Origin of the sequence: Chitinophaga caseinilytica (genome assembly GCF_038396765.1) — a bacterium.
GTDB lineage: Bacteria > Bacteroidota > Bacteroidia > Chitinophagales > Chitinophagaceae > Chitinophaga > Chitinophaga caseinilytica.
Genome location: NZ_CP150096.1, coordinates 4,560,923 through 4,580,395, shown reverse-complemented (window position 1 = coordinate 4,580,395; position 19,473 = coordinate 4,560,923). Strand labels below are relative to the sequence as shown.

Below are 19,473 nucleotides of genomic sequence, written 5' to 3'. Positions count from 1 at the left end.
ACGTATCCGCCGGAGAGGTTTTTAAAAAAAGCTAACTGCCGCAAAGGCAAAGCATAAATAATACGGCCATGCCCGGAGTGTCGCGAAAAATCCTCACATGCTCCTTCCCTGCTGTTTGATTGATAATCTTAATATGCAGGTTTGCAATTAGTTGCATACGTGTGGCTGTTGCTGGTACTGTTTTCGCGGTGACTATTCAATCCACCAAAACGCAAGCATATGTCCGGTTACCACGAAAACAAGGAATGCATCGATCTCTGCCTGCAATGCGCGGCCGTTTGCAATCATTGCGCAAGCGCAGCTACGCAGTCGCCCGATGTTGCGCACATGGCGCGGTGCATCCAGCTCGATATGGAATGCGCGGCCATCTGCTACGCTGCCGCACAATTGATGAGCCTCGGCAGCAGCCAGGCCACCATGATCTGTACCATTTGCGCGGATATGTGCGAAACCTGCGCGGACGAATGCGAAAAGCATGACAACGAGCACTGCCGGGAATGTGCACGCATTTGTAGGCGTTGTTCGGATGCCTGTCGTGCGATGAACGAACGTTAGGAAGAAATTGCCCGAATTGTTGTAATGCACCGGACGATTCACCGTTCCACCATCCGGTTCAGCGCGAGCAAATCCTGGATCGCATCGCCGATGGTATTGTTGAAATAAACGAATACTTCCTTCCCTTCCCGCCGCCAGGCACGGATCTGACGGCAACGGAACCGCAGGTGGGCGGGGCCGTACCCGCCTTTGTAATCACCCGCAGGGCCATGAAAGCGCAGATAAACGAATGGCGCCGCGGGATTCAGTCGCTCGTTGGCCGACCGGGGCATATCGTGCAACACGATGCTGCATCCCATGTTATCCGCCATGGCAAATGTTTCTGCGTTATACCAGGACGCGTGCCGCAGTTCCAGCGCGATCTTCCAACCAGAACCTTCCGTCTGCACCAAATGGATCAACCGTTCAATTTTCTGCAAATGATCCACCCCGATCGACGGCGGCAACTGTATCAGCAAACAGCCCTTCTTCTCCCCCGCTCCCGCTATGGCCTGCATAAAACGATGCACGTCTTCATCGCGGTAGGCCAGGTCTTTCACATGGGTGATGCCGCGCCACAGTTTGAAGGTAAATGTGAAATGCCGGGGAACTTCTTCCACCCAACGTTTCACGGTGCCCGCCATGGGAACGGTGTAAAAAGAACGGTTGATCTCGATACTGTTGAAGAGGGATCCGTAATATGCCAGTCTTGTTTTATCACGGAATTCGGGCGGGAATGCCTGTTTATTGGGGACGGGCAGCACGAGGCCGCTGGTGCCGGAATGGAATTTTCCTGTCTGCTTTTCCTTCATGACGGGCTGGTTTGTAGGGAATTGCAGCAAAAAGGGTTCCGGAATGAAAATCGGCGTGAGAATGGAACAGCGGGGGCTTAAAAATCCGCATAATCCCTGGTACCCGTTAGCTCCGCCCACCGGGCCGACAACAATTTTGCATAATCCAGCGCCGGCAATCCGTATGCGCCCAGCGAATAACCGTCGTTGGCTTCCACCAACAGCGTTTCGCCCTTGTCGGTTACGCCGAAATCGAGCGCAAATGCTTTTGGTGCGTTATGGTAACTATGCAAGGCGTTTTCAATGACGGCCGGATCGAAATGTAGGCGCCAGTCGCCGCGGTAACGGCGGACATCGAGTATCGTACTATACCGGACGAAGCAGCGCCATTCCGCCAGGAAATGAACGGGCTCGGCGCAGAGAATGTCCATGTCTGACTGGTAATCGTAACAGCCGATCAAATCCCTTTCGCAGGAAATCAACTTTCCCGTAAAGGACTTCGACCGGTGCAATGGTTTGATGAATACGTTGAAAGATGTCTCCTTCGCCACCGCATGCATGGTGGAAACCCAGATCTTCCGTCCGAGGAACGCTTGCAGGGAATCGGGATAGTCAAGTGGAGCTGGCACTTCGATATTGAACTTCCGCAATGATGCATGCACATCGCTAATATTGCCTACCACTACATTTTCTGGCTCGTTATCGGCAATCGTCGCCGCATCCCTGAAAAATACGGTTTCCCATCCCAACTGCTGAAAACCATCATAGGCGGCATATGAGTTGGCGTTGGAGCATTGATGTTGTGCGGCTGTCTGGATGTACGCTTTCATGCCGCTAAGATAACAATCCTCCCTTCTGATTCAATGTATCAACCCCTCCAGCCCAGGCCTGTTCATCAAACCCAGGTACACCGTTCTGTCGATCGTTTCCATCGCACCGCTGCTGCTCCTGCGGAATTGCCGGCCGTTGAGGAAGGGGAATATCATCGCCAGCGTATCGTCCGGCATACCGCGGATCGTTTCCTGCACCACGGTATCGATCGTAGTGCCGGGCCGTTCGTTTTGCAGGAAGGTCCAGGCATGGTGGTCTTCCACCATGAAAATATCCCGCAGCAAGCGGTTCACATGCATGCGCTGGTCTGCCCGCAACAGGAGCCCCGTAAATGTATTGGTGGCGTCCATGATGAAAGTGTGCGTGGATTCCTGCTCGTATTGCCCCCGTTCGTTGAAACCGGTCAGCCGGCTCAGGGTAAACGTGCCCGCCGTGGCGTAGATGCTGGAGCGGAGTTGCGGGTCGTCGGCCGTCATGATCTGGTCGTTCTGCGGTTCGAAAAACACGTAGGAATGAATGTCAGCGGGGTTATCGGCGATCTGTACGGCGTTGAAGGCATGTCCCGGAACGGTGGCGATGAAAATGGGGATGTGGAACTTCTGTGGCACGGAGCCCACGTCTATCTGCGCGAGCGACGACATCCGCGCCGTCGTGGCTTCGTCCATCCGGGCAGCCGATGTGTACCGGGCATACATCTGCGTAGCAAAGCCCTGGCAGACGTTCTCGAAAGTCTGCAGCGCGGTGGCCGTAGCTTCGCAGCTCCCGCCCGAACTGCCGCTGCCAGTGCGGTACGGCCGGCAGTTCGTTTGGTCGAAATGAAGGATGAACCGGAGGAAATTGATCTTCGTGGAGGGGCTGTTCAATACGGGCCAGATCGGCCGGCTGTCTTGCCAGGCCTGTACGGTAGCGGAATAATTGCGGGAAGTCCAGGCGTCGTGGTTCAGCACGTACACGGGGTCGCTCAGGTGATAAACGATCTCGGCGGTGGATAGCCCGTCTTCGTCCGTTAGCCCGTGCGAGCGGCGGTATTCTTCCGCGATGCCTTCGTGCATGGCGCCCGTATCTTCAGGAACGCGCTGCAGCAACTGGGCTTGCGGCGCAACGGGTGCGGCGGGCGCGAAAAAGGATGCACCTGCAGCCGGAAAGAACGGTGCGGGCGTTTTCGGTTGTACCTGCGGTGTAGCGGTGGCGGGGTTGTTTTTCATGTCAGGAACGATGGATGGAAAGAAATGCGGGGCTTGATCCTGCCTGTTTGGAAAATGGGGCTTGTTATCGGGGCTGCAACGCACAAATATTACGAAATTTCGGGCAGGCGGCCAAATCGGCTGCGGCGATACGGCAGATTTCCTACATTTGAGAAACACCTCACTAACCCCCGAACTATGGAACAGGTTGAAAAAGAAATCACCGGCATGATCGGCCAGAGCAACGAACAGGTTAAGAAGCTTCACGATATCGTCCAGAAAACGATGGAGGAAGAAGAACTGATCGTCAATAACCTGCTGCATCCGCCGAAGGAAATCCTCTCCCGCGGCCAACGGATCTCCGATAAAGTGGCCCGCTTCGGCGGCAGCTGGGCGTTCATCTGCTCTTTTGCGGTGATTTTGGTGCTTTGGGTACTTTTTAACGTGCTAAGCCCGCTGTCGGACCGGTTCGATCCCTACCCTTTCATCCTCATGAACCTCGTGCTGTCGTGCATCGCGGCGCTGCAGGCGCCCATCATCATGATGAGCCAGAACCGGCAGGAGGAAAAAGACCGCATGCGGAACGAGAACGATTATCTCGTGAACCTGAAAGCCGAACTGGAGATCCGCAGCCTTCACCAGAAAATCGACATCCTCCTGGAAGAACAGGTGCAGGAACTCTACAAATCGCAGGAAGCGCAACTCGCGCTGCTGAAGGAATTAATGACGAAAATAGAGAAGATGGAAGCGAAATCGCGCTAGCAGGAAGGGTTTGAAGCGATCATGTCGCATAAGACCTGCATGTCGGCAGAGGTCACCCAGCCCGGAGGGTCCTGGAAACCGCATTCCCAGGTGGCCGCGTTTTTCCTGAAGGAAGCGACGTAAAAGTTGTCGATCAGCAGGAACCAAAGCCCGCCCGTCCCGGAAACTTCCTTGAGTTCCACGGTTTTGATCTCATGTCCGAAAGTAGCTGAAAAACGAATGACCGTCATGGGCCAAAAGTGCCGAAAACACTGGGGTTTTCAGCTGGATTCCGGCCCATCACGGTCAATATTTTTTCCACAATTATTTAGAACGTCGGCGGCGTGGGATCCAGGTCGGAATCCAGGAAATCCGTCACCATGGGGATCAGCCATCCGGTGCGCTGCATCATCCCGATATGCGTGGTGCCGGGCAGGATGGCGAGGCGCGATTGGGGCAGGCCGTGCATGTCGCCCATCTTTCCGCCGCCTTTCGCTTTGAACAGCTCGATCGCATGCTCGTAACGGATCCCGTCAGCATCGCCGATCACGAAGAACAGCGGTGCTTTGATGCTTTTCGCTTCCTTCGACCAGTCGTAATTGTTCAGGTCGGCGCTCAGCACTTTTTTGATGTAAGCCGGGAATTTGGTGGAATCATTGCCGTAAGCGAGGTATTGCTGCTCGATGGGGCTTCCCTTGAACATATCCGCCGTCATCGTTCCGAAACTGGCTTCCACATCGGGCCACCAGCCGTCGTGCGCATACGATCCGGAAACCACGATGAGCCGGCGCACCTGTTCGGGGTGGCGGATCGCCATCTGGAACGCGACCCCTCCGCCCATGCTGTATCCCAGCACATCGGCACTATCGATCTTCAAATGTTTAAGGAGGCCCGAAACATCGTCTGCCATGTTTTCATAGCTGAATGCGCGGTCGGTATCTTTGGTGCGGCCATGGCCCTGCATTTCGGCGACGATCACCTTGCGGTCTTTCAACAATGGGATGATATGCGCCCAGTTCAGGGGAATATTCATGAAAGAGCCGTGCAGCAGCACGATGGGCTTCCCTTCTCCGTACACCTCATAATACATTTTGATGCCGTTGACGTCCGCAAATCCGCTGTCGGCGGGCTGAAGCGGTTGTTGTTGGGTGGTAGTGTCTTTGGATGTACCGGCCGGGTTTTCTTTCGTGGCCTGTTGGCAGGAGGCGGCCGCTACCGTGAGGATGAGGACGATGCGGGCCAGGATGTGCTTGTTCATATAGTTTCGTTTAAATGATGCAACAAAACTCGTGAACTATCTCCTGTTGGTTACTGTGCAGATGCGACAATTAACAGGGTTAAAAACGACAGCTTTACTTGAAATCCCTCGACCCGGGGAACACCTTCCCTTTCGGCCGTTCTTCCCCGCCGCCATCGTACATCCTTTTCCCGGATTTCGAAAGGCCGGCCAGCATTTTACTGATGTCGTGCGCCGCGCTCACCACGATGTGCATCACTTTTTGTTCCCGCTGCACTTTCCCTTCGATCAGTAACAAATCCGCCTGCAAAATCGCATGTTTGAACTTCTCGAAAACGGCTTCATACACGATGAGGTTGCAGCTTCCCGATTCGTCTTCCAGCGTAATAAACGTGACGTTTTTGGCGGTGGGCGGCCGCTGCCGCACCAGCACCAGGCCCGCCAGCTTAACGAAGGCGCCCTGGCCCAGGGCTTCTAGCGCGGCAGAAGTGACGGCCCCCAGCATCTCCAGCCGGGGGCGTAAAAAGTTCAGGGGATGGGCTTTGAGGGAAAGGGAGGTGGTAGCGTAATCCTGCACCACGTGCTGGGCTTCGGTCATCAATGGCAGCGATAATTGCGATTCCGGTTTCGTTTCTACGGCCTGACCGGAGAACATGCCTGTGGGCCTGTCTGTCAACGCCGCGGCCTCCCACAGCGCGCGCCGCCGGTCGATGCCGATAGACCGGAACGCGTCGGCTTCTGCGAGCTTCTCGATCATGGCCTGGCTTACGCCTGCGTCCCGCAGCTGGGAAACGCGCTGGTAGCCGGTTTTGCGGTGCGCTATCATAACATCCATCTCCGCCTGCTGTACGCCTTTCACCTGCCGGAGGCCCAGGCGCATGGCGTGGTATTTTCCGTTGGAGGGCGCGAGGGTATTGTCCCATTCGGAGATATTCACGTCTACAGGCAACACCTCCACCCCATGCCGTTTCGCGTCGGCAACGATCTGGGCGGGCGCGTAGAAGCCCATGGGCTGGGCGTTCAGCAAAGCACAGGCGAACACATCCGGATAATGGCATTTGATCCAGGCCGAAATGTAGACCAGCAAAGCGAAAGAAGCGGCGTGGCTTTCCGGGAAACCATAACTCCCGAATCCCTTCAGCTGCTCGAAGATATTCTGCGCAAATTCGCGGTCGTACCCGCGGGCAGTCATCCCTTCCACCAGTTTCTTTTCAAACTTGAATAACGTCCCGTTCACCTTGAAGCTGGCCATACTGCGGCGCAACAGGTCTGCTTCCTCGGCCGTGAACCCCGCCGCCACGATCGCGATTTTCATGGCCTGTTCCTGGAAGAGCGGGATGCCGAGGGTGCGCCCGAGAATCTGCTCCAGCTCCGGCGACGGATATCTGACCGGTTCCAGGCCCATGCGCCGCCGCAGGTAAGGATGCACCATGTTGCCCTGGATGGGCCCGGGCCTTACGATCGCCACTTCCACCACGAGATCGTAAAACGTTTTTGGCGCCAGCCGCGGAAGCATCGACATCTGCGCGCGGCTTTCGATCTGGAAAACCCCGATCGTATCCGCCGCACTGATCATTTTATACACCGCCGGATCGTCTTGCGGAACGGTGGCCAGCGTAAGGTCGCGGCCGTAATGCGCTTTCAGCAGCTGGAACGATTTACGGATGCAGGTCAGCATCCCCAGCGCCAGCACGTCCACTTTCACGAAGCCCAGTTCATCGATATCGTCTTTGTTCCATTCGATGTTGCTGCGGTTTTCCATGCGCGCCGGGAAAACGGGACAGAGGTCAGACAGCCTGCCGTCCGTGATCACGAACCCGCCGACATGCTGGCCCAATTGCCGCGGAAATCCCACGTACTGCCGGGTAATAGCGAGCACTTTCTGCAAATGCGGGTCTTTGGCGTTGAGGCCCAGTTCCTTCATCGCCGCTTCGCCGGCATGTTCGTCATCTTCTTCATGGACGAGGCCGCCCAGCTTGCTGGTCGTTTCCGTGGAAAGCCCCATCGCCTTGCCCACATCGAGAATGGCGCCTTTGGTGCGTTGCTGGGTAACGGTAGCGATGATGGCGGCCCGATGCCGGCCGTATTTGTTGTAGAGGTACTGGATCACTTCTTCGCGCCGCTCATGTTCGATGTCGAGATCGATATCGGGCGGTTCGCGGCGGGCGGCGGATGCGAAACGTTCGAACAGCAGGGAGAATTTGGTGGGGTCTACAGACGTAATGCCCGTTACGAAACAAACGGTGGAGTTGGCTGCAGATCCGCGCCCCTGGCAAAGAATTCCATTTGCTTTGCAATATCGGACCACATCGTACACGGTGAGGAAAAACGGCGCGTATTCCATTCTTTCGATAAAATCCAGCTCCTTCCGGATGTCGGTCTGGATTTGTTGGGGGATGATCCGTCCATACCGTTCATGGGCGCCTTCCCAGGCCAGCACTTCCAGTTCCGCTTGCGGGGAACGCCCTTCCCGCGTGATTTCCCGGGGATAGACGTAGGTGAGCTGGTCGAGGGAAAAACGTGCCGCTTCGGCAATCTCCTGCGTCCGCCCGATGGCGTCGGGGTATTGGCGGAACAGGCGCTCCATTTCCCGGGAAGTCTTCAAATGCCGCTCCGCGTTGGGATGCAGCAGGTAACCCGCCGTGGCGATGGTACATTTGTTACGGATGCAGGTCAGCACGTCCTGCAACTGGCGCCTTTCGGCAGTATGGTAATGGACGTCGTTCGTAGCCACCATGGGCGCTTTGAAGCGTCCCGCCAATTGCTGGATGCGGAAGATCCGCTTGCGGTCGTCTCCCATATAACCATGGCTGGCGGCGATGTAGAGCTGATCGCCGAGGAGATCGTGGTAATCGCCCATTTGCCGCTCGAAAACGGGATCGAAGGTGAAGGAGCGGTTGAGGGTAGCTGGGGGAATAACGATGAAACGGCTTCCCTTCGCATATTTCGCCAGGTCCGACCGCGCAATATCGCATCTCCCCTTTTCTGCGCGCATGTTCCCGGTAGACAGCAGCGTCGAGATATTGCCGTAAGCTGCCGCGTCTGTCGGGAATGCCAGCAAGCCTGGCCCGTCGGTCAGGTTGAGCCTGCAGCCCACGATGAGCCGGATGCCGAAAGCCTTCGCGGCCGTATGTGCCCGCACGATGCCGGCCATGGTATTGTGGTCGGTAATGGCGAGCGCGCTATATTTCAGGATCGCCGATTCCTCCACCAGTTCATCGGGGTGACTGGCCCCTTGCAGGAAGGAGAAGTTGCTGGTGACCTGTAATTCCGTATATGCCATACCGTTAAAGTTTTTGTTCAGGGGAAATAACCATGGACGAACCATCCGGCGGGTTTTTCCGGATCGTAATGGCCCAGCCGGAAAATCCAGAAGCGGCGGCCTTCGTGGTCTTCCACGATGTAATAATCGCGGTGTTCGCCGGCGTCTGTCCACCACGCCCGTTCGATGCGTTCCGGCCCGTCGGCTTTTTTGATGGTGTGGATTTTTCCGTTCATGATGAAGAGCATGGGCGGATAATCCGGGATCGGGGCCGTGACGGTAATGGGCTGGGGTTTTGCGAGCAGGGAGACCGGGCGCAGTTTTTCCGGCCAGGCGATGGAGGGGTTGTCGGTAAGACTGTCGGTAACCCGGTACGATTGTTCCGGCCAGTGCTGTGCCTGGGGCATGTACCGGCCGATGACGTTCGGGCCGAGTTTGGCGGTAACCCTGTCCAGCATTTCAGCGATCGCCACATCCTGCAAGCCGCCGTTGCTGCGCCAAATCCCTTCCTGCGTGGATGCTACGGGCTGCACGCGCTCCGCCTGCAAAACGAAGGTTTCGATGCCGGGGCCTGGCTCCAGCTGCGGGATGCGGATGGAAAACAGGTGCAGCAGATGCGCGGCATGGCTGGAGGCATGGTTGCTGGTGATTTGGATGGAAATGGTTTTACCGTCGATGCGATAGGCCAGCAACGTGGCTTTCCGGAGGCCCTGGCCTTCTGCCTGGAGGCGTGCGCAGAGGTGTTCCAACAGGCGCTCGAGTGCAATGGTGACGCCGGTGGCGGTCATGATGGGCTCCAGGCACGGGAGGCGCTCGTTGTAGGGAACGGGTGGCTGGATGTAAGTCAGGGGCTCGGCTTCGTAGCCCAGCGCCTGGTCGATCCGGGTGAGCAATAGCGGGCCGAACCGGCGGCGGAGCATGGGGCGCGGCATTTTGATGAAATCTTCGATCCGTTCCAGGCCCAGCTGATAGAGGCGGTTTACGGTGTGCTGCTCCAGGCGCAATGCCGCGGGAGGTAAGCCAAGCAAGGCTTTGAGCTGATCGCCATTGGGAATGATCTGACTGGCGGAGCCGAAGCGCGCGATGGCCCAGGCGCTGCCAGGCGAAGGTGCCATGCCTGCGTTCAGGATGTACCCGAATGCGGTGAGCTTTTCCATCAAATCAGACAGGTAAGCCGCTTCCCCACCCCATAGATGCGCGCAGCCGGTCACGTTCAATAGCAGTCCGTCGGGCGCGTCCAGGGCCACGGCGGGCGTGAAGCGCAGGCACCAGTTGGCGATTTTTTGGAGGATGTGCGTTTCCTGGTTTTCGGGCAATTCGAAATCCTGTAGCGCGTTTACACGTGCCCGCGCATCCGTGAGCAGCATGCCGGGTGCGATGCCGGCGGATTGTGCGGTGGCACTGGCGTGGGAAACCATGTTCCTGCCCCTGTCTTTGGTAGTGAATACGAAGGCCGTTCCGGTGAGCGCCGGGGTGCGGATGGCCATCCAGTCCGTCAGGAGGTGACGGAACCATATTGAAACGTACCGCTGTTCCATGCTACCCGATTTTCCTCCATTCGTCTGCGGTAACCGGTGTTTTGGCCGGAGAAAGGATGTGCAGGGTTTCGGGTGTCCATTCCATTTCCCACATCCCGGTTTTGCCGCCTCTCATTTTGAGGAGCTCTACTTTCCAGCGGGCGTGGCCTACGCCGGGGAGGCCGGAGGAAGGTGTGCTGGGCAGAGAGGAGATGTGCCAGCGCGAAACACAGGCGTTTTGAACGAGCCTGCTGCCGGAAGGGCGTAATACCAGGCCGGTGACTTTGCTTTTCTCTACCGCGAGTTGTAAGCGGCGGGAGGCGGTGAAATCGAGGTCGCGGACTTCACCGACCACGGCGGCCAGTTGATCGCAGCGGAGGGCTTCTTCCATGGCCCAGAGTGCATCGCGGCCGCTGGCGGCGTCGATAAAAAGGATGCGGTCTGGCTCGATGCCGTAACCGGCAAGTGCGGGCGGGAATAAGGTGCGGTGTGTGGAGATCCAGGCGGAAACGGTGCCCCTGCGCATGAGGCGGCTCAGTAAATAACAGGCGAAGCCGCTGGTGGCGGACATGGGCGATTCGGCGGTTGTCAGTTCATGGATCACACCGGTCGGGAAAACGCCCTGCGGGAAAACATGGCTGATGGCGCTGAGGCCGAAATCTTCCGGGATTTCGGTGGTGGCTGCCTTTAAGCCCTGGAGCCGGAGGATTTCCCTCCGCAAATCCTGGATGATATCTTGTTTTGCCGGTTCCATGCACCAATGATCGCTTGCGTAAGTCTTTAGCAAAAGTACTAAAAAAATTAGCATTTCAAAGTTGTTAGTGTGAATTGGGTTTTAACCCAGCAGTGTCTTCAGGGGGGATTTCTGGGGCTGGAGGATTACTAGTTGCAGGCAACGGGGGATTGGGTTATAAACGATTGCATGTCAAAGTTGTTTGTGGGATTTGGGTTTTAACACAGCAATGGCTTCTGGGATTTTCTGGCTGAAGGATTACTGTCTGCATACAACGAGGATTGGGGCTATAAACGATTGTATGTCAAATGAAAGCAGCGGATAACCGTTGGTTTGGTCAAAATTTTATCCCTCCACTCCGACTTTTAACATCCAAAAATATTATCTTAGTAACTAAGATATTAATTCAATAAGATAAAGTATGGAAACAGGCGATATCACCATCCTCCGGAAACTCAGCCAGCATTTTGCTTTTTCGTCGATCCAAATGCACGAAGCCGTGGCCCGTAAAGCCGGTCTGTCGGGGACGGACCATAAATACCTGGGCTTCCTCATCCAGAAAGGACAAATGACGGCTGGCGAACTGTCTGCCTTGACCGGGCTCACCACGGGCGCTGTAACAGGACTGATCGACCGGTTCGAGAAAAGAAAACTGGTGAAACGGCGCTTCGCGGAAAACGACCGCCGCAAAGTGATCATCGAGCCCGTCACCCAAAAAATACAGCAGCTCCTGGAACCCCTGTACCGGGAGTTTCGCCAGGAATCCACCGCGCTGCTGGCTTCGTTTTCGGAAGCAGAACAGCAAGTCATCGCCACCTACTTCGAAAAAGCGATCGCGCTCATGGAATCCACTACGCAATCGCTCCATCATCCACCTGCCAAAAAACAAAAAGCAGATGGAAAATAACTTTCTCGTTTTGCGGAAAACCACCACGCAATCGCTCCATCATCCACCTACCAAAACCCAACGATCAAATGGAAAGTAACCTTCTCGATTTGCAGGAAACCAACGCATCGATGATCTCCCTGGCCGGCGGCAAAGGCGCGAACCTCGGGGAACTGGGGAAAATGGAAGGGATCACCGTACCACGGGGCTTTTGTGTCACAACGGAAGCCTTTCGATCCCTCATCGACGGAAATGCGCACATCAAAAAAGACATTACGGAACTCGAACGCGTGCAACCCGGCGACCGCCCATCCATCGCCCGCATCAGCGCCGCGATACGTTCGTCCATTGAAAACGCGCCGCTACCTGAAAAACTCATCGCTGCAATAACAAAAAAACTGGCTGACTTTAACGCAGGAACAGCTTTCGCGATACGGTCGAGCGCAACGGCGGAAGACCTTCCCACGGCGTCTTTCGCGGGGCAGCAAGACTCGTTCCTCAACATCTCCGGCATCGAAGATATTTTGGCGAACATCCGCAAATGCTGGGCATCGTTGTTTACGGAAAGGGCCGTCGTTTACCGGATGCAGCAAGGCTTTGATCACCGGAAAGTGTTGCTGGCGGTGGTTGTACAGGAAATGATCTTCCCGGAAGTTTCGGGGATCATGTTCACCGCCGACCCGGTTTCCGGTAACCGCAAAGTGGTGTCTATCGACGCGGGGTTCGGCCTGGGCGAAGCACTCGTTGGTGGGAAAGTGAACCCGGACGTTTACAAGGTCAGGGACGGGCAGATATTGGAAAAGCGTATTTCAAGCAAGCAACTGGGCATATTCGCTTCGGAAAACGGCGGCACTGCAGAACGGCCCATTTCCCCGGAACACCAGCGGGAACAGGCTTTGACGGACGATCAAATCCTGGCACTGGCGCGCACCGGTAAACAGATCGAAGCGCATTTTAAAGCGCCGCAGGACATCGAATGGTGCTATGCTGGCGGGAAATACTACATCGTACAAAGCCGGCCCATCACCACGCTGTACCCGGTCCCCGAAGAAAACGACGATTCCCATCGCGTGTATTTATCCACCGGCCACCAGCAAATGATGACGGATGCGATGAAGCCCCTCGGCATATCGTTCTTCATGTTAACCGCCGGTAGGCCCATGGCCACGGCCGGCGGCAGGATTTTCGTGGATGTGATGCCGGAGCTGACTTCGCCCCGGCGCGCGTTCATGCTCAACCTTTTCGGGAAATCAGACCCCCTCATGCGCGACGCCCTTCAATCCCTCATCGACCGCGGCAATTTCATCCCCGATCCCGAAAACGAATCCCTCCCCGCTCCCGGCCCCGGCATCCAGCCGCCCGATTATGAAACCCTCAACACCTACGATCCCGCCATTGTGCAGACGCTCATGGAAAGCGGGAACAAGGCCATCGCCGAACTGGCGGAAACCATCTCCACGAAATCCGGCGTGGAGCTGATCGATTTTATCGTGGACGACAGTCGCCGGGCGAAAGAGCGCCGCTCCTCCCCTGATTTTTTCGGCGTGGTGATGACCGGTATGAACGCCACGCACTGGATCAACGACCAAATAAAAGAATGGCTCGGGGAAACGAACGTGGCCGATACGCTCACCCAATCCGTTCCCAACAACATCACTTCCGAAATGGGCCTTGCGCTGATGGACGTGGCCGACACCATCCGCCCATATCCGGCAATCGTCAACTACCTCGAAAGCGGCCAGCTGGACGGATTTCCCGACACCCTTTTACAGCTCAAAGGCGGCAACCATGTACACGAAGCCCTGCTGGCTTTCCTGGCAACCTACGGCATGCGATGCCCCGGCGAAATCGATATCACCAGGCCCCGATGGCACGAGCACCCCGCGGCGCTGGTCCCCATCCTGCTCGGCAACGTGCGCGCCTTTTCACACGGCGCCGCCCGGCAAAAGTTCGAACAGGGCCGCCGCGAAGCGGAAAACATGGAGCAACGCCTCCTCCAAAAACTGCGCGCTTTGCCCGACGGCGACAGGAAAGCCGCCGAAACGCATCGTATGATCCGCCTCATGCGTAACCTCATCGGCTTCCGGGAATACCCGAAATACACGATCGTGAGCCATTATGCCCTGTATAAGAAAGCTTTGCTGAAAGAAGCTGAAAAGCTGGTGCAGTCGAAGGTTTTAGCGGACAGGGAAGATATTTTCTATTGTTCGCTGGAGGAAATCCGGGAATTGGTTGGCACCCGTCAAATCGATAAAAATCTCCTTCAAAAAAGAAAGGAAGATTTCATCGGGTACGAAAAACTCATGCCGCCGCGCGTCATCACTTCCGAAGGCGAAGTGCTCACGGGAAATTACCGTCGCGAAAACCTCCCGGCAGGCGCCATCGCCGGATTGCCGGTGTCTTCCGGTACCATCGAAGGCCGCGCCCGCGTGATCCTCGATATGGAAGCCGCCGTCCTCGAACCGGGCGACATCCTCGTTACCACGTTCACCGATCCCAGCTGGACGCCCCTGTTCGTCGCCATCAGCGGCCTCGTCACCGAAGTAGGCGGCCTCATGACCCATGGCGCCGTCATCGCCCGGGAATATGGATTACCGGCCGTGGTGGGCGTAGACAACGCTACCCGCCTGATTGCGGACGGGCAGCGGATCCGCGTGAACGGAACAGACGGGTTTATCGAGATATTATAAACGGTGTTTCCCCTTCTTCCGGAGATACTCGACCAGCTCGCCGGGCAAATCGGTTTGCACGATGCCGGTGCGGGGAAAGGATTGGAAAAAGCTGTCGAACCCCGCGCCCCGCTGTGCCTGTTCCTTTTTATCGAACTCGCCGAGCGCGTTCATCCATACCCGCGCGCCGGTAGCGCGGACGCTGTCTGCCAGGCGGTCGGAATAGAACGTCTCGTCGAGATGAAGCGCCGGAAACTTGCCATAGCCCAGTGTTTCATGCGTGCTGGCCACATCGCGGGTACGCGGCATGATGGGCATGAAGGCGTCGTGCGCACCCAGGATGGCCGCATCGGGATGGTCGTAGAGGAAGAAAAGTACATGCGGCGCCATGCCGGTTTTGTGGATGAGGGCGAAGCAGTCTTTCGCAGCTTCTATCCCGTCTACCTTAAAATCCACATCGATCAATATGTTGCCTTTCGCGGCCAGCAACGCGTCGCGGAAAGTGGGGATGCGTTCTTTCGTCGGTTGACCGTTATGGAGCAGCGGGAATTTTTGCAGTTCGGCCAGCGTATAGTCGGCCACGGAGCCCGGCTGGCCGGTGGTGCGCGTAATGGTGCGGTCGTGCATCAACACGAAAACGCCGTCTTTCGTACGTTGCACATCCAGTTCGGCGATATCGACCCCGAGGCGGATGGCTTCCCGGATCGCCGGGATGGAATTTTCGGGAAAGTGCGTATGCGCGGCACGGTGGGCGGCTACCAGTACGTGGTCCGGATTTTTCCTGAAATCGGCCAGGATACTGTCTGCACGGGAGGTCTGTGCGTTGGAGGTATGGGCGGCGAAAAGGGCCACCAGGGAAAAGAGGATCGTTTTCATGATAGCGCGAAGCATTGTTTCTTTTCCCAAGATGCGGAACTTTTTCGGGAAAGTTTAGCCGTGGAATGTTTTATTCCTGTTAAGAAGGATGGCCGGCGGCGTTTTGCAGCTCCAGCCGGTATTGCCGGGGACTGACGCCTTTTTTCTGTTTGAAGAATTTATTGAGGTGGCTTTCATCGTTAAACCCCAGTTCATGCACGATCTCGTTGATCCGCCGGTCGCTGTGGCGGAGGCGGTGCTCGATGAGCGTAAGTTTGTAATTGGCGGTGTAGGATTGCAGCGTTTCGTTGCAGTGCTTCTTGAAATACTTCCCCAGGTAATTTTCCGACATCCCGAAATGCTGTGCGATAGCCGCGGTGCGCAGGGCTTCCGGTTCGTAGATATGTTGCTGGATGTAGCCGATGATGTCCTGAATTTTTTCTTCCGAATTGGCGTCCACTTTTTCGGGGAGGTATTTGGCGATGTTCCTGGCCACCAGTAAGATGATGCTGTTGACGAGCTGGTGGATGATCTCGCGGTCGTACAGGTCCTGGTTTACGGACTCCCGGATGATGCCTTCGATCATAGGGCGGATGAGCTGTTTATCGGCCAGGTTTTTCAGGATGCAACCGGGTTTGTGGTTGGCATTCTGCAGGATGAACTCCAGCCGCCGGATGTTTTCCAGGGTGAGGGCGTTCGTTTTGAGATAGATATTGCTGAACCGGAGGATGAAAAAGGTGGTGGTGGACGCGATGTCTATCCGGCTGCAATCCTGCGGGGTGATGAGGAACATATGATTGGCGCCATAATCGAACGTATGCTGGTTGATGCAATGCCGGCCCGTTCCAGACAGGATATATACCAGTTCGAAAAAGTGCTTGTTGGGCATCAATTCCGGCATTTCATCCAGCGTCTCCACCTGGAATGCGTATGGCTCATATAATTGTTGCGTGCGCATAGCGCGAAATTATACAATATTTAGGTAGAAATATACTGGTAAACATCCCGTTGACTGGTATAAATTTGCTTAAAATACAAAAAGCACATGAAAGCCATAGGATTCAGGCAATCGCTGCCCATTACCGAAACAGACAGTTTCATCGAATTCGATACCGATAAACCGGTACCCTCCGGCCGGCAACTCCTCGTGAAGATTGCCGCGGCCTCGGTGAACCCGGTCGATTATAAAGTTCGCCGAAATTCCGCCAAAGATCAGCCCCTTCCCGCGCCGAAGATCATCGGTTGGGACGCGTACGGTGTAGTGGAGGCCGTGGGTGATACGGCATCGCTCTTCCAGCCGGGAGACGCCGTGTATTACGCCGGAGACATCCGCAAGCCCGGCAGCAACGCCGAATACCAACTCGTAGACGAAAGGATCGTGGGGAAAGCGCCGCAACGGCTGAGTCCAGCCGAGGCCGCCGCCATCCCACTTACCGCCCTCACGGCCTGGGAATTGCTGTTCGACCGCATGGGGATCGGTGAGCGGGATAAAGGCAAAACCATCCTCATTATCGGGGGCGCCGGCGGCGTGGGCTCCATCGCCATCCAGCTGGCGAAGAAGATCGCCGGGCTTACGGTGATCGCTACCGCCTCACGGCCGGAATCGGCGGAATGGTGCCGGAAAATGGGCGCCGATGTGGTGGTTGACCATGCAAACCTCGTGGAAGCCGTGCGGGCAGCGGGTTTTCAAAACATCGACTTCATCGTGGACCTGGTAGACCTTATCCGTTACTGGGAGCCCATGGCGGAGCTCATCGTGCCGCAGGGCCGCATCGGCTCCATCAGCGACCCGGCCGAAGGGGTCGATATCCGCAAGCTGAAAGGCAAATCCGTGAGCTTCCATTGGGAATTGATGTTCACCCGTGCCAGTTTCGAAACGCCCGATATGCAGGCGCAGCACGAGATCCTCACCAAAGTGGCGGCGCTGCTGGACGAAGGCACCCTCCTGCCTACGCTCACCGAAACCCTCCCGGGCCTCACCGCCGCCAACTTCAAAAAAGCGCACCAGCAGCTCGAAAGCGGGCGCACCATCGGGAAAATCGTCGTTCAATACTGATACCTGCAACGAATAACTCCAGAAAGCCGCACGGGCCCGCCGGCCCTGCGGCTTTTCTTATCCAGCCCCAACCCAAATTTCCCGGCGATTGTTTTCTACCCAAACATCGGTATTTTTAACCTCCGATCATTAAAACCATGCAGCATCTGGGACCATATGCCCGGGGCCATCATTTTGCAGCAGCCCGACTATATGAAAACAAGCTTTTTCACTTTTCTTTTAACCCTTGTCGCCTTCGTCGCTTCAGCGCAGCCGGTGGTCAACGAAACACGATATGTGGACAGTCTGCTCCAGCTGGAGAAAAACGGTGCGAACGACAGTATCCGCGCCTGTGCCAGCTTCCAGTTGTCCGACTTCTGGTCGTATTCGGACACCGCCCGCTCCCGCCAGCACCTGGAGCTGGGGAAACGCCTCGCCGGGCAAAACGGATACCTCCAGGCCATGGGCACATTTTTCGAAGCGGGGTTTTACTTCGACCTGGACTACGACCGGGCTTTGGCGTTGTATGAGGAATCCGCCAACCGGTTCAGCCAGTTCCTCACGAAAGAAAGTTACGTTTACCAGGCCCGGGCCTGGCGGAACATGGGGGCCATCTATCAACGGAAAGACAATGAATCCGAAATGGTGCATCTCATCATCACCAAATCCATCCCCCTGGCGGAGAAAGCGGGCGAGACAGCACGGGTCGGGAGTTATTATACGGATGTGGGGATGATCTTCATGAATATCCAGGAATATGGGAAGGCGGCTGTTTACTTCGACAAAAGTTTCGAATGTTACGCCAGAAGCTCACCCAATATGCACGACCGGCTCACGACAACGCTCTACGCCGCCAATAACTATTGCTATATGGACAGCCTCGCGCAGGCCAAAATCATGATCGACCGCGCCGGGGAACTGTTACGGCCCTATCCTGCATCCGAGTTCAATATCGATTACCACATCGCCGCTATCAAATATTGCCATGCCGCAAAAGCCTGGGAACAAGGGCTGTTCCACGCGCGGCGCGGCATCCTGCTGGCCGAAAAAATGGATAAAACCTACAAGTCTGCCGAACTGCGGTTCATGCAGTATAAGATCCAGCACGACATGGGGCATTATGGCGAGGCATTGGAAACCCTGCAAAAAGCGATCGACGAAATACCCGTGAACCTCGATGGCAACCGGATGCTGTATTTCCAAAGTATGGCGAAAACGTACGAGAAAATGGGCAATATCCCCAAAGCGCATGAATGGCTGCAACGCTATAGCGACGAGCGCGACAGCACCTACCCCGAAAAAATGAAGACCGACATCGCCCGGATAGAAACCAAATACAATACCGCCGAAAAGGAGAAACGCATCATCCAGTTGCAGGCCGAAAAACAGGACGCGCTTATGACCCAAAAGAACCAGCGCCTCTGGAACGGGCTGCTGGGCGTAGCGGGATTGCTGTTGCTGGTGGCTACGCTGTCGCTGATCGTGTTTTACCGGACCAGCAAGAAGCAGGCGCGCCAGCAGGTGAAGGAAATCGAACAGCGGCAGGAATTGAAAGTGGCGAATGCCTTACTGGAAGGGGAAGAAAAGGAGCGCCGCCGCCTGGCGCGCGATCTGCACGACGGTCTGGGCGGCTCCCTGGCGGGGATCCGCATCAAGCTGGCAGGGCAACAGAAGAAGCAGGTTAACGGGCAGCTGGACGAAGTAATGTACCTCCTCGAAGATTCCATGTCCGAATTGCGGCGCATCGCGCATAATATGATGCCGGAAAGCCTCCTGAAAGTGGGCCTCCGCTCGGCGATCACCGACCTGTGCGACGGGCTGGCGAACGAAGAACTGGAAATTGAATTCCAATGGTCGGGCCCCGGCGGCGATTTGCCGCACACCGCGCAGGCCAATATTTACCGCATCGTGCAGGAGGTGTTGTCGAACGCGATACGCCATGGAAGAGCGAGTAAAATCCTGCTGCAATGCATCCACGAAGAACATATGTTCTATATCACGGCGGAAGATAATGGCCGCGGGTTCGATATGAATGCCGCTGCCGGAGGGATCGGGTTGTCGAACATCCGGTCGAGGGTACAGTACATGAAGGGCCGGCTGGACATTGACTCGTCGCCCGGTGCGGGAACGGCTGTCAACATTGAATTGCAGGTTTGACGGGGTATTTCGTTTTGATGAGATGATGTAATTTTACGGTT

General features: G+C 56.2%; 17 protein-coding genes. 6 read left to right on the top strand and 11 right to left on the bottom strand.

The window, feature by feature from the left end; all coding sequences use genetic code 11:
- Nucleotides 1–192: 192 nt before the first annotated feature.
- The gene (locus WJU22_RS18795) at nt 193–477 is read right to left on the bottom strand and encodes a hypothetical protein (RefSeq protein ID WP_341839707.1); all 285 of its coding nucleotides are present in this window, start codon (nt 475–477) and stop codon (nt 193–195) included.
- Here WJU22_RS18795 and WJU22_RS27295 point away from each other — a divergent pair.
- Nucleotides 418–555 (top strand): four-helix bundle copper-binding protein, encoded by a 138-nt coding sequence (locus tag WJU22_RS27295; protein ID WP_425165458.1) that lies wholly within the window; start codon nt 418–420, stop codon nt 553–555. The genes WJU22_RS18795 and WJU22_RS27295 overlap by 60 nt on opposite strands.
- Nucleotides 556–593: 38 nt before the next feature.
- On the opposite strand, the gene WJU22_RS18790 is transcribed toward WJU22_RS27295, so the two are convergent.
- The 3 genes from WJU22_RS18790 to WJU22_RS18780 all read right to left on the bottom strand — a co-directional run bounded on the left by WJU22_RS18790 (nt 594) and on the right by WJU22_RS18780 (nt 3,361).
- Nucleotides 594–1,346, bottom strand: coding sequence for a DUF72 domain-containing protein (locus WJU22_RS18790; RefSeq protein WP_341839706.1), 753 nt, complete (start codon nt 1,344–1,346; stop codon nt 594–596).
- A 77-nt stretch (nt 1,347–1,423) separates the two neighbouring features.
- Complete coding sequence (locus tag WJU22_RS18785) at nt 1,424–2,155, bottom strand: ATP-grasp domain-containing protein (protein WP_341839705.1); 732 nt, start codon at nt 2,153–2,155, stop codon at nt 1,424–1,426.
- 30 nt (nt 2,156–2,185) lie between these two features.
- A complete protein-coding gene (locus tag WJU22_RS18780; RefSeq protein ID WP_341839704.1) occupies nt 2,186–3,361 on the bottom strand; it encodes a hypothetical protein in 1,176 nt (391 codons plus the stop codon).
- Between the two features lie 177 nt (nt 3,362–3,538).
- Here WJU22_RS18780 and WJU22_RS18775 point away from each other — a divergent pair, with 177 nt between their 5' ends.
- Nucleotides 3,539–4,102: a DUF1003 domain-containing protein gene (locus WJU22_RS18775; protein WP_341839703.1), complete on the top strand. Its 564-nt coding sequence runs from the start codon at nt 3,539–3,541 to the stop codon at nt 4,100–4,102.
- Here WJU22_RS18775 and WJU22_RS18770 read toward each other — a convergent pair.
- The 5 genes from WJU22_RS18770 to WJU22_RS18750 all read right to left on the bottom strand — a co-directional run bounded on the left by WJU22_RS18770 (nt 4,099) and on the right by WJU22_RS18750 (nt 10,851).
- The gene (locus WJU22_RS18770) at nt 4,099–4,332 is read right to left on the bottom strand and encodes a hypothetical protein (protein ID WP_341839702.1); all 234 of its coding nucleotides are present in this window, start codon (nt 4,330–4,332) and stop codon (nt 4,099–4,101) included. The genes WJU22_RS18775 and WJU22_RS18770 overlap by 4 nt on opposite strands.
- Before the next feature lie 77 nt (nt 4,333–4,409).
- A complete protein-coding gene (locus tag WJU22_RS18765) occupies nt 4,410–5,339 on the bottom strand; it encodes an alpha/beta hydrolase (protein WP_341839701.1) in 930 nt (309 codons plus the stop codon).
- Nucleotides 5,340–5,433: 94 nt separating this feature from the next.
- Entirely contained in the window at nt 5,434–8,601 is a 3,168-nt protein-coding gene (locus WJU22_RS18760) for an error-prone DNA polymerase (protein WP_341839700.1), read from the bottom strand.
- Nucleotides 8,602–8,618: 17 nt separating this feature from the next.
- Nucleotides 8,619–10,118, bottom strand: coding sequence for a DNA polymerase Y family protein (locus WJU22_RS18755; RefSeq protein ID WP_341839699.1), 1,500 nt, complete (start codon nt 10,116–10,118; stop codon nt 8,619–8,621).
- 1 nt (nt 10,119) lies between these two features.
- A complete protein-coding gene (locus tag WJU22_RS18750) occupies nt 10,120–10,851 on the bottom strand; it encodes an Error-prone repair protein ImuA (protein WP_341839698.1) in 732 nt (243 codons plus the stop codon).
- Between the two features lie 400 nt (nt 10,852–11,251).
- Here WJU22_RS18750 and WJU22_RS18745 point away from each other — a divergent pair, with 400 nt between their 5' ends.
- Both WJU22_RS18745 and rph read left to right on the top strand, forming a co-directional pair.
- A complete protein-coding gene (locus tag WJU22_RS18745) occupies nt 11,252–11,737 on the top strand; it encodes a MarR family winged helix-turn-helix transcriptional regulator (protein ID WP_341839697.1) in 486 nt (161 codons plus the stop codon).
- A 68-nt stretch (nt 11,738–11,805) separates the two neighbouring features.
- Entirely contained in the window at nt 11,806–14,406 is a 2,601-nt protein-coding gene (rph, locus tag WJU22_RS18740) for a rifamycin-inactivating phosphotransferase (protein ID WP_341839696.1), read from the top strand.
- On the opposite strand, the gene WJU22_RS18735 is transcribed toward rph, so the two are convergent.
- Nucleotides 14,401–15,261: a glycerophosphodiester phosphodiesterase family protein gene (locus WJU22_RS18735; protein WP_341839695.1), complete on the bottom strand. Its 861-nt coding sequence runs from the start codon at nt 15,259–15,261 to the stop codon at nt 14,401–14,403. The two genes, rph and WJU22_RS18735, sit on opposite strands and share 6 nt — an antisense overlap.
- Before the next feature lie 79 nt (nt 15,262–15,340).
- The gene (locus tag WJU22_RS18730) at nt 15,341–16,198 is read right to left on the bottom strand and encodes an AraC family transcriptional regulator (RefSeq protein WP_341839694.1); all 858 of its coding nucleotides are present in this window, start codon (nt 16,196–16,198) and stop codon (nt 15,341–15,343) included.
- Between the two features lie 87 nt (nt 16,199–16,285).
- On the opposite strand from WJU22_RS18730, the gene WJU22_RS18725 reads away from it, so the two are divergent.
- Both WJU22_RS18725 and WJU22_RS18720 read left to right on the top strand, forming a co-directional pair.
- Nucleotides 16,286–17,296: a zinc-binding alcohol dehydrogenase family protein gene (locus tag WJU22_RS18725; protein WP_341839693.1), complete on the top strand. Its 1,011-nt coding sequence runs from the start codon at nt 16,286–16,288 to the stop codon at nt 17,294–17,296.
- A 192-nt stretch (nt 17,297–17,488) separates the two neighbouring features.
- A complete protein-coding gene (locus WJU22_RS18720) occupies nt 17,489–19,432 on the top strand; it encodes a sensor histidine kinase (RefSeq protein WP_341839692.1) in 1,944 nt (647 codons plus the stop codon).
- Nucleotides 19,433–19,473: the final 41 nt, after the last annotated feature.

Bases quoted from the DNA above. Each gene is read 5' to 3' on its own strand.
- WJU22_RS18775 (WP_341839703.1), top strand. From the start codon at position 3,539: ATGGAACAGGTTGAAAAAGAAATCACCGGCATGATCGGCCAGAGCAAC.
- WJU22_RS18745 (WP_341839697.1), top strand. From the start codon at position 11,252: ATGGAAACAGGCGATATCACCATCCTCCGGAAACTCAGCCAGCATTTT.
- WJU22_RS18720 (WP_341839692.1), top strand. From the start codon at position 17,489: ATGAAAACAAGCTTTTTCACTTTTCTTTTAACCCTTGTCGCCTTCGTC.
- WJU22_RS18750 (WP_341839698.1), bottom strand. From the start codon at position 10,851: ATGGAACCGGCAAAACAAGATATCATCCAGGATTTGCGGAGGGAAATC.
- WJU22_RS18725 (WP_341839693.1), top strand. From the start codon at position 16,286: ATGAAAGCCATAGGATTCAGGCAATCGCTGCCCATTACCGAAACAGAC.
- rph (WP_341839696.1), top strand. From the start codon at position 11,806: ATGGAAAGTAACCTTCTCGATTTGCAGGAAACCAACGCATCGATGATC.
- WJU22_RS27295 (WP_425165458.1), top strand. From the start codon at position 418: ATGATCTGTACCATTTGCGCGGATATGTGCGAAACCTGCGCGGACGAA.
- WJU22_RS18730 (WP_341839694.1), bottom strand. From the start codon at position 16,198: ATGCGCACGCAACAATTATATGAGCCATACGCATTCCAGGTGGAGACG.
- WJU22_RS18760 (WP_341839700.1), bottom strand. From the start codon at position 8,601: ATGGCATATACGGAATTACAGGTCACCAGCAACTTCTCCTTCCTGCAA.
- WJU22_RS18765 (WP_341839701.1), bottom strand. From the start codon at position 5,339: ATGAACAAGCACATCCTGGCCCGCATCGTCCTCATCCTCACGGTAGCG.
- WJU22_RS18755 (WP_341839699.1), bottom strand. From the start codon at position 10,118: ATGGAACAGCGGTACGTTTCAATATGGTTCCGTCACCTCCTGACGGAC.
- WJU22_RS18735 (WP_341839695.1), bottom strand. From the start codon at position 15,261: ATGAAAACGATCCTCTTTTCCCTGGTGGCCCTTTTCGCCGCCCATACC.
- WJU22_RS18780 (WP_341839704.1), bottom strand. From the start codon at position 3,361: ATGAAAAACAACCCCGCCACCGCTACACCGCAGGTACAACCGAAAACG.
- WJU22_RS18785 (WP_341839705.1), bottom strand. From the start codon at position 2,155: ATGAAAGCGTACATCCAGACAGCCGCACAACATCAATGCTCCAACGCC.
- WJU22_RS18770 (WP_341839702.1), bottom strand. From the start codon at position 4,332: ATGACGGTCATTCGTTTTTCAGCTACTTTCGGACATGAGATCAAAACC.
- WJU22_RS18795 (WP_341839707.1), bottom strand. From the start codon at position 477: ATGCTTTTCGCATTCGTCCGCGCAGGTTTCGCACATATCCGCGCAAAT.
- WJU22_RS18790 (WP_341839706.1), bottom strand. From the start codon at position 1,346: ATGAAGGAAAAGCAGACAGGAAAATTCCATTCCGGCACCAGCGGCCTC.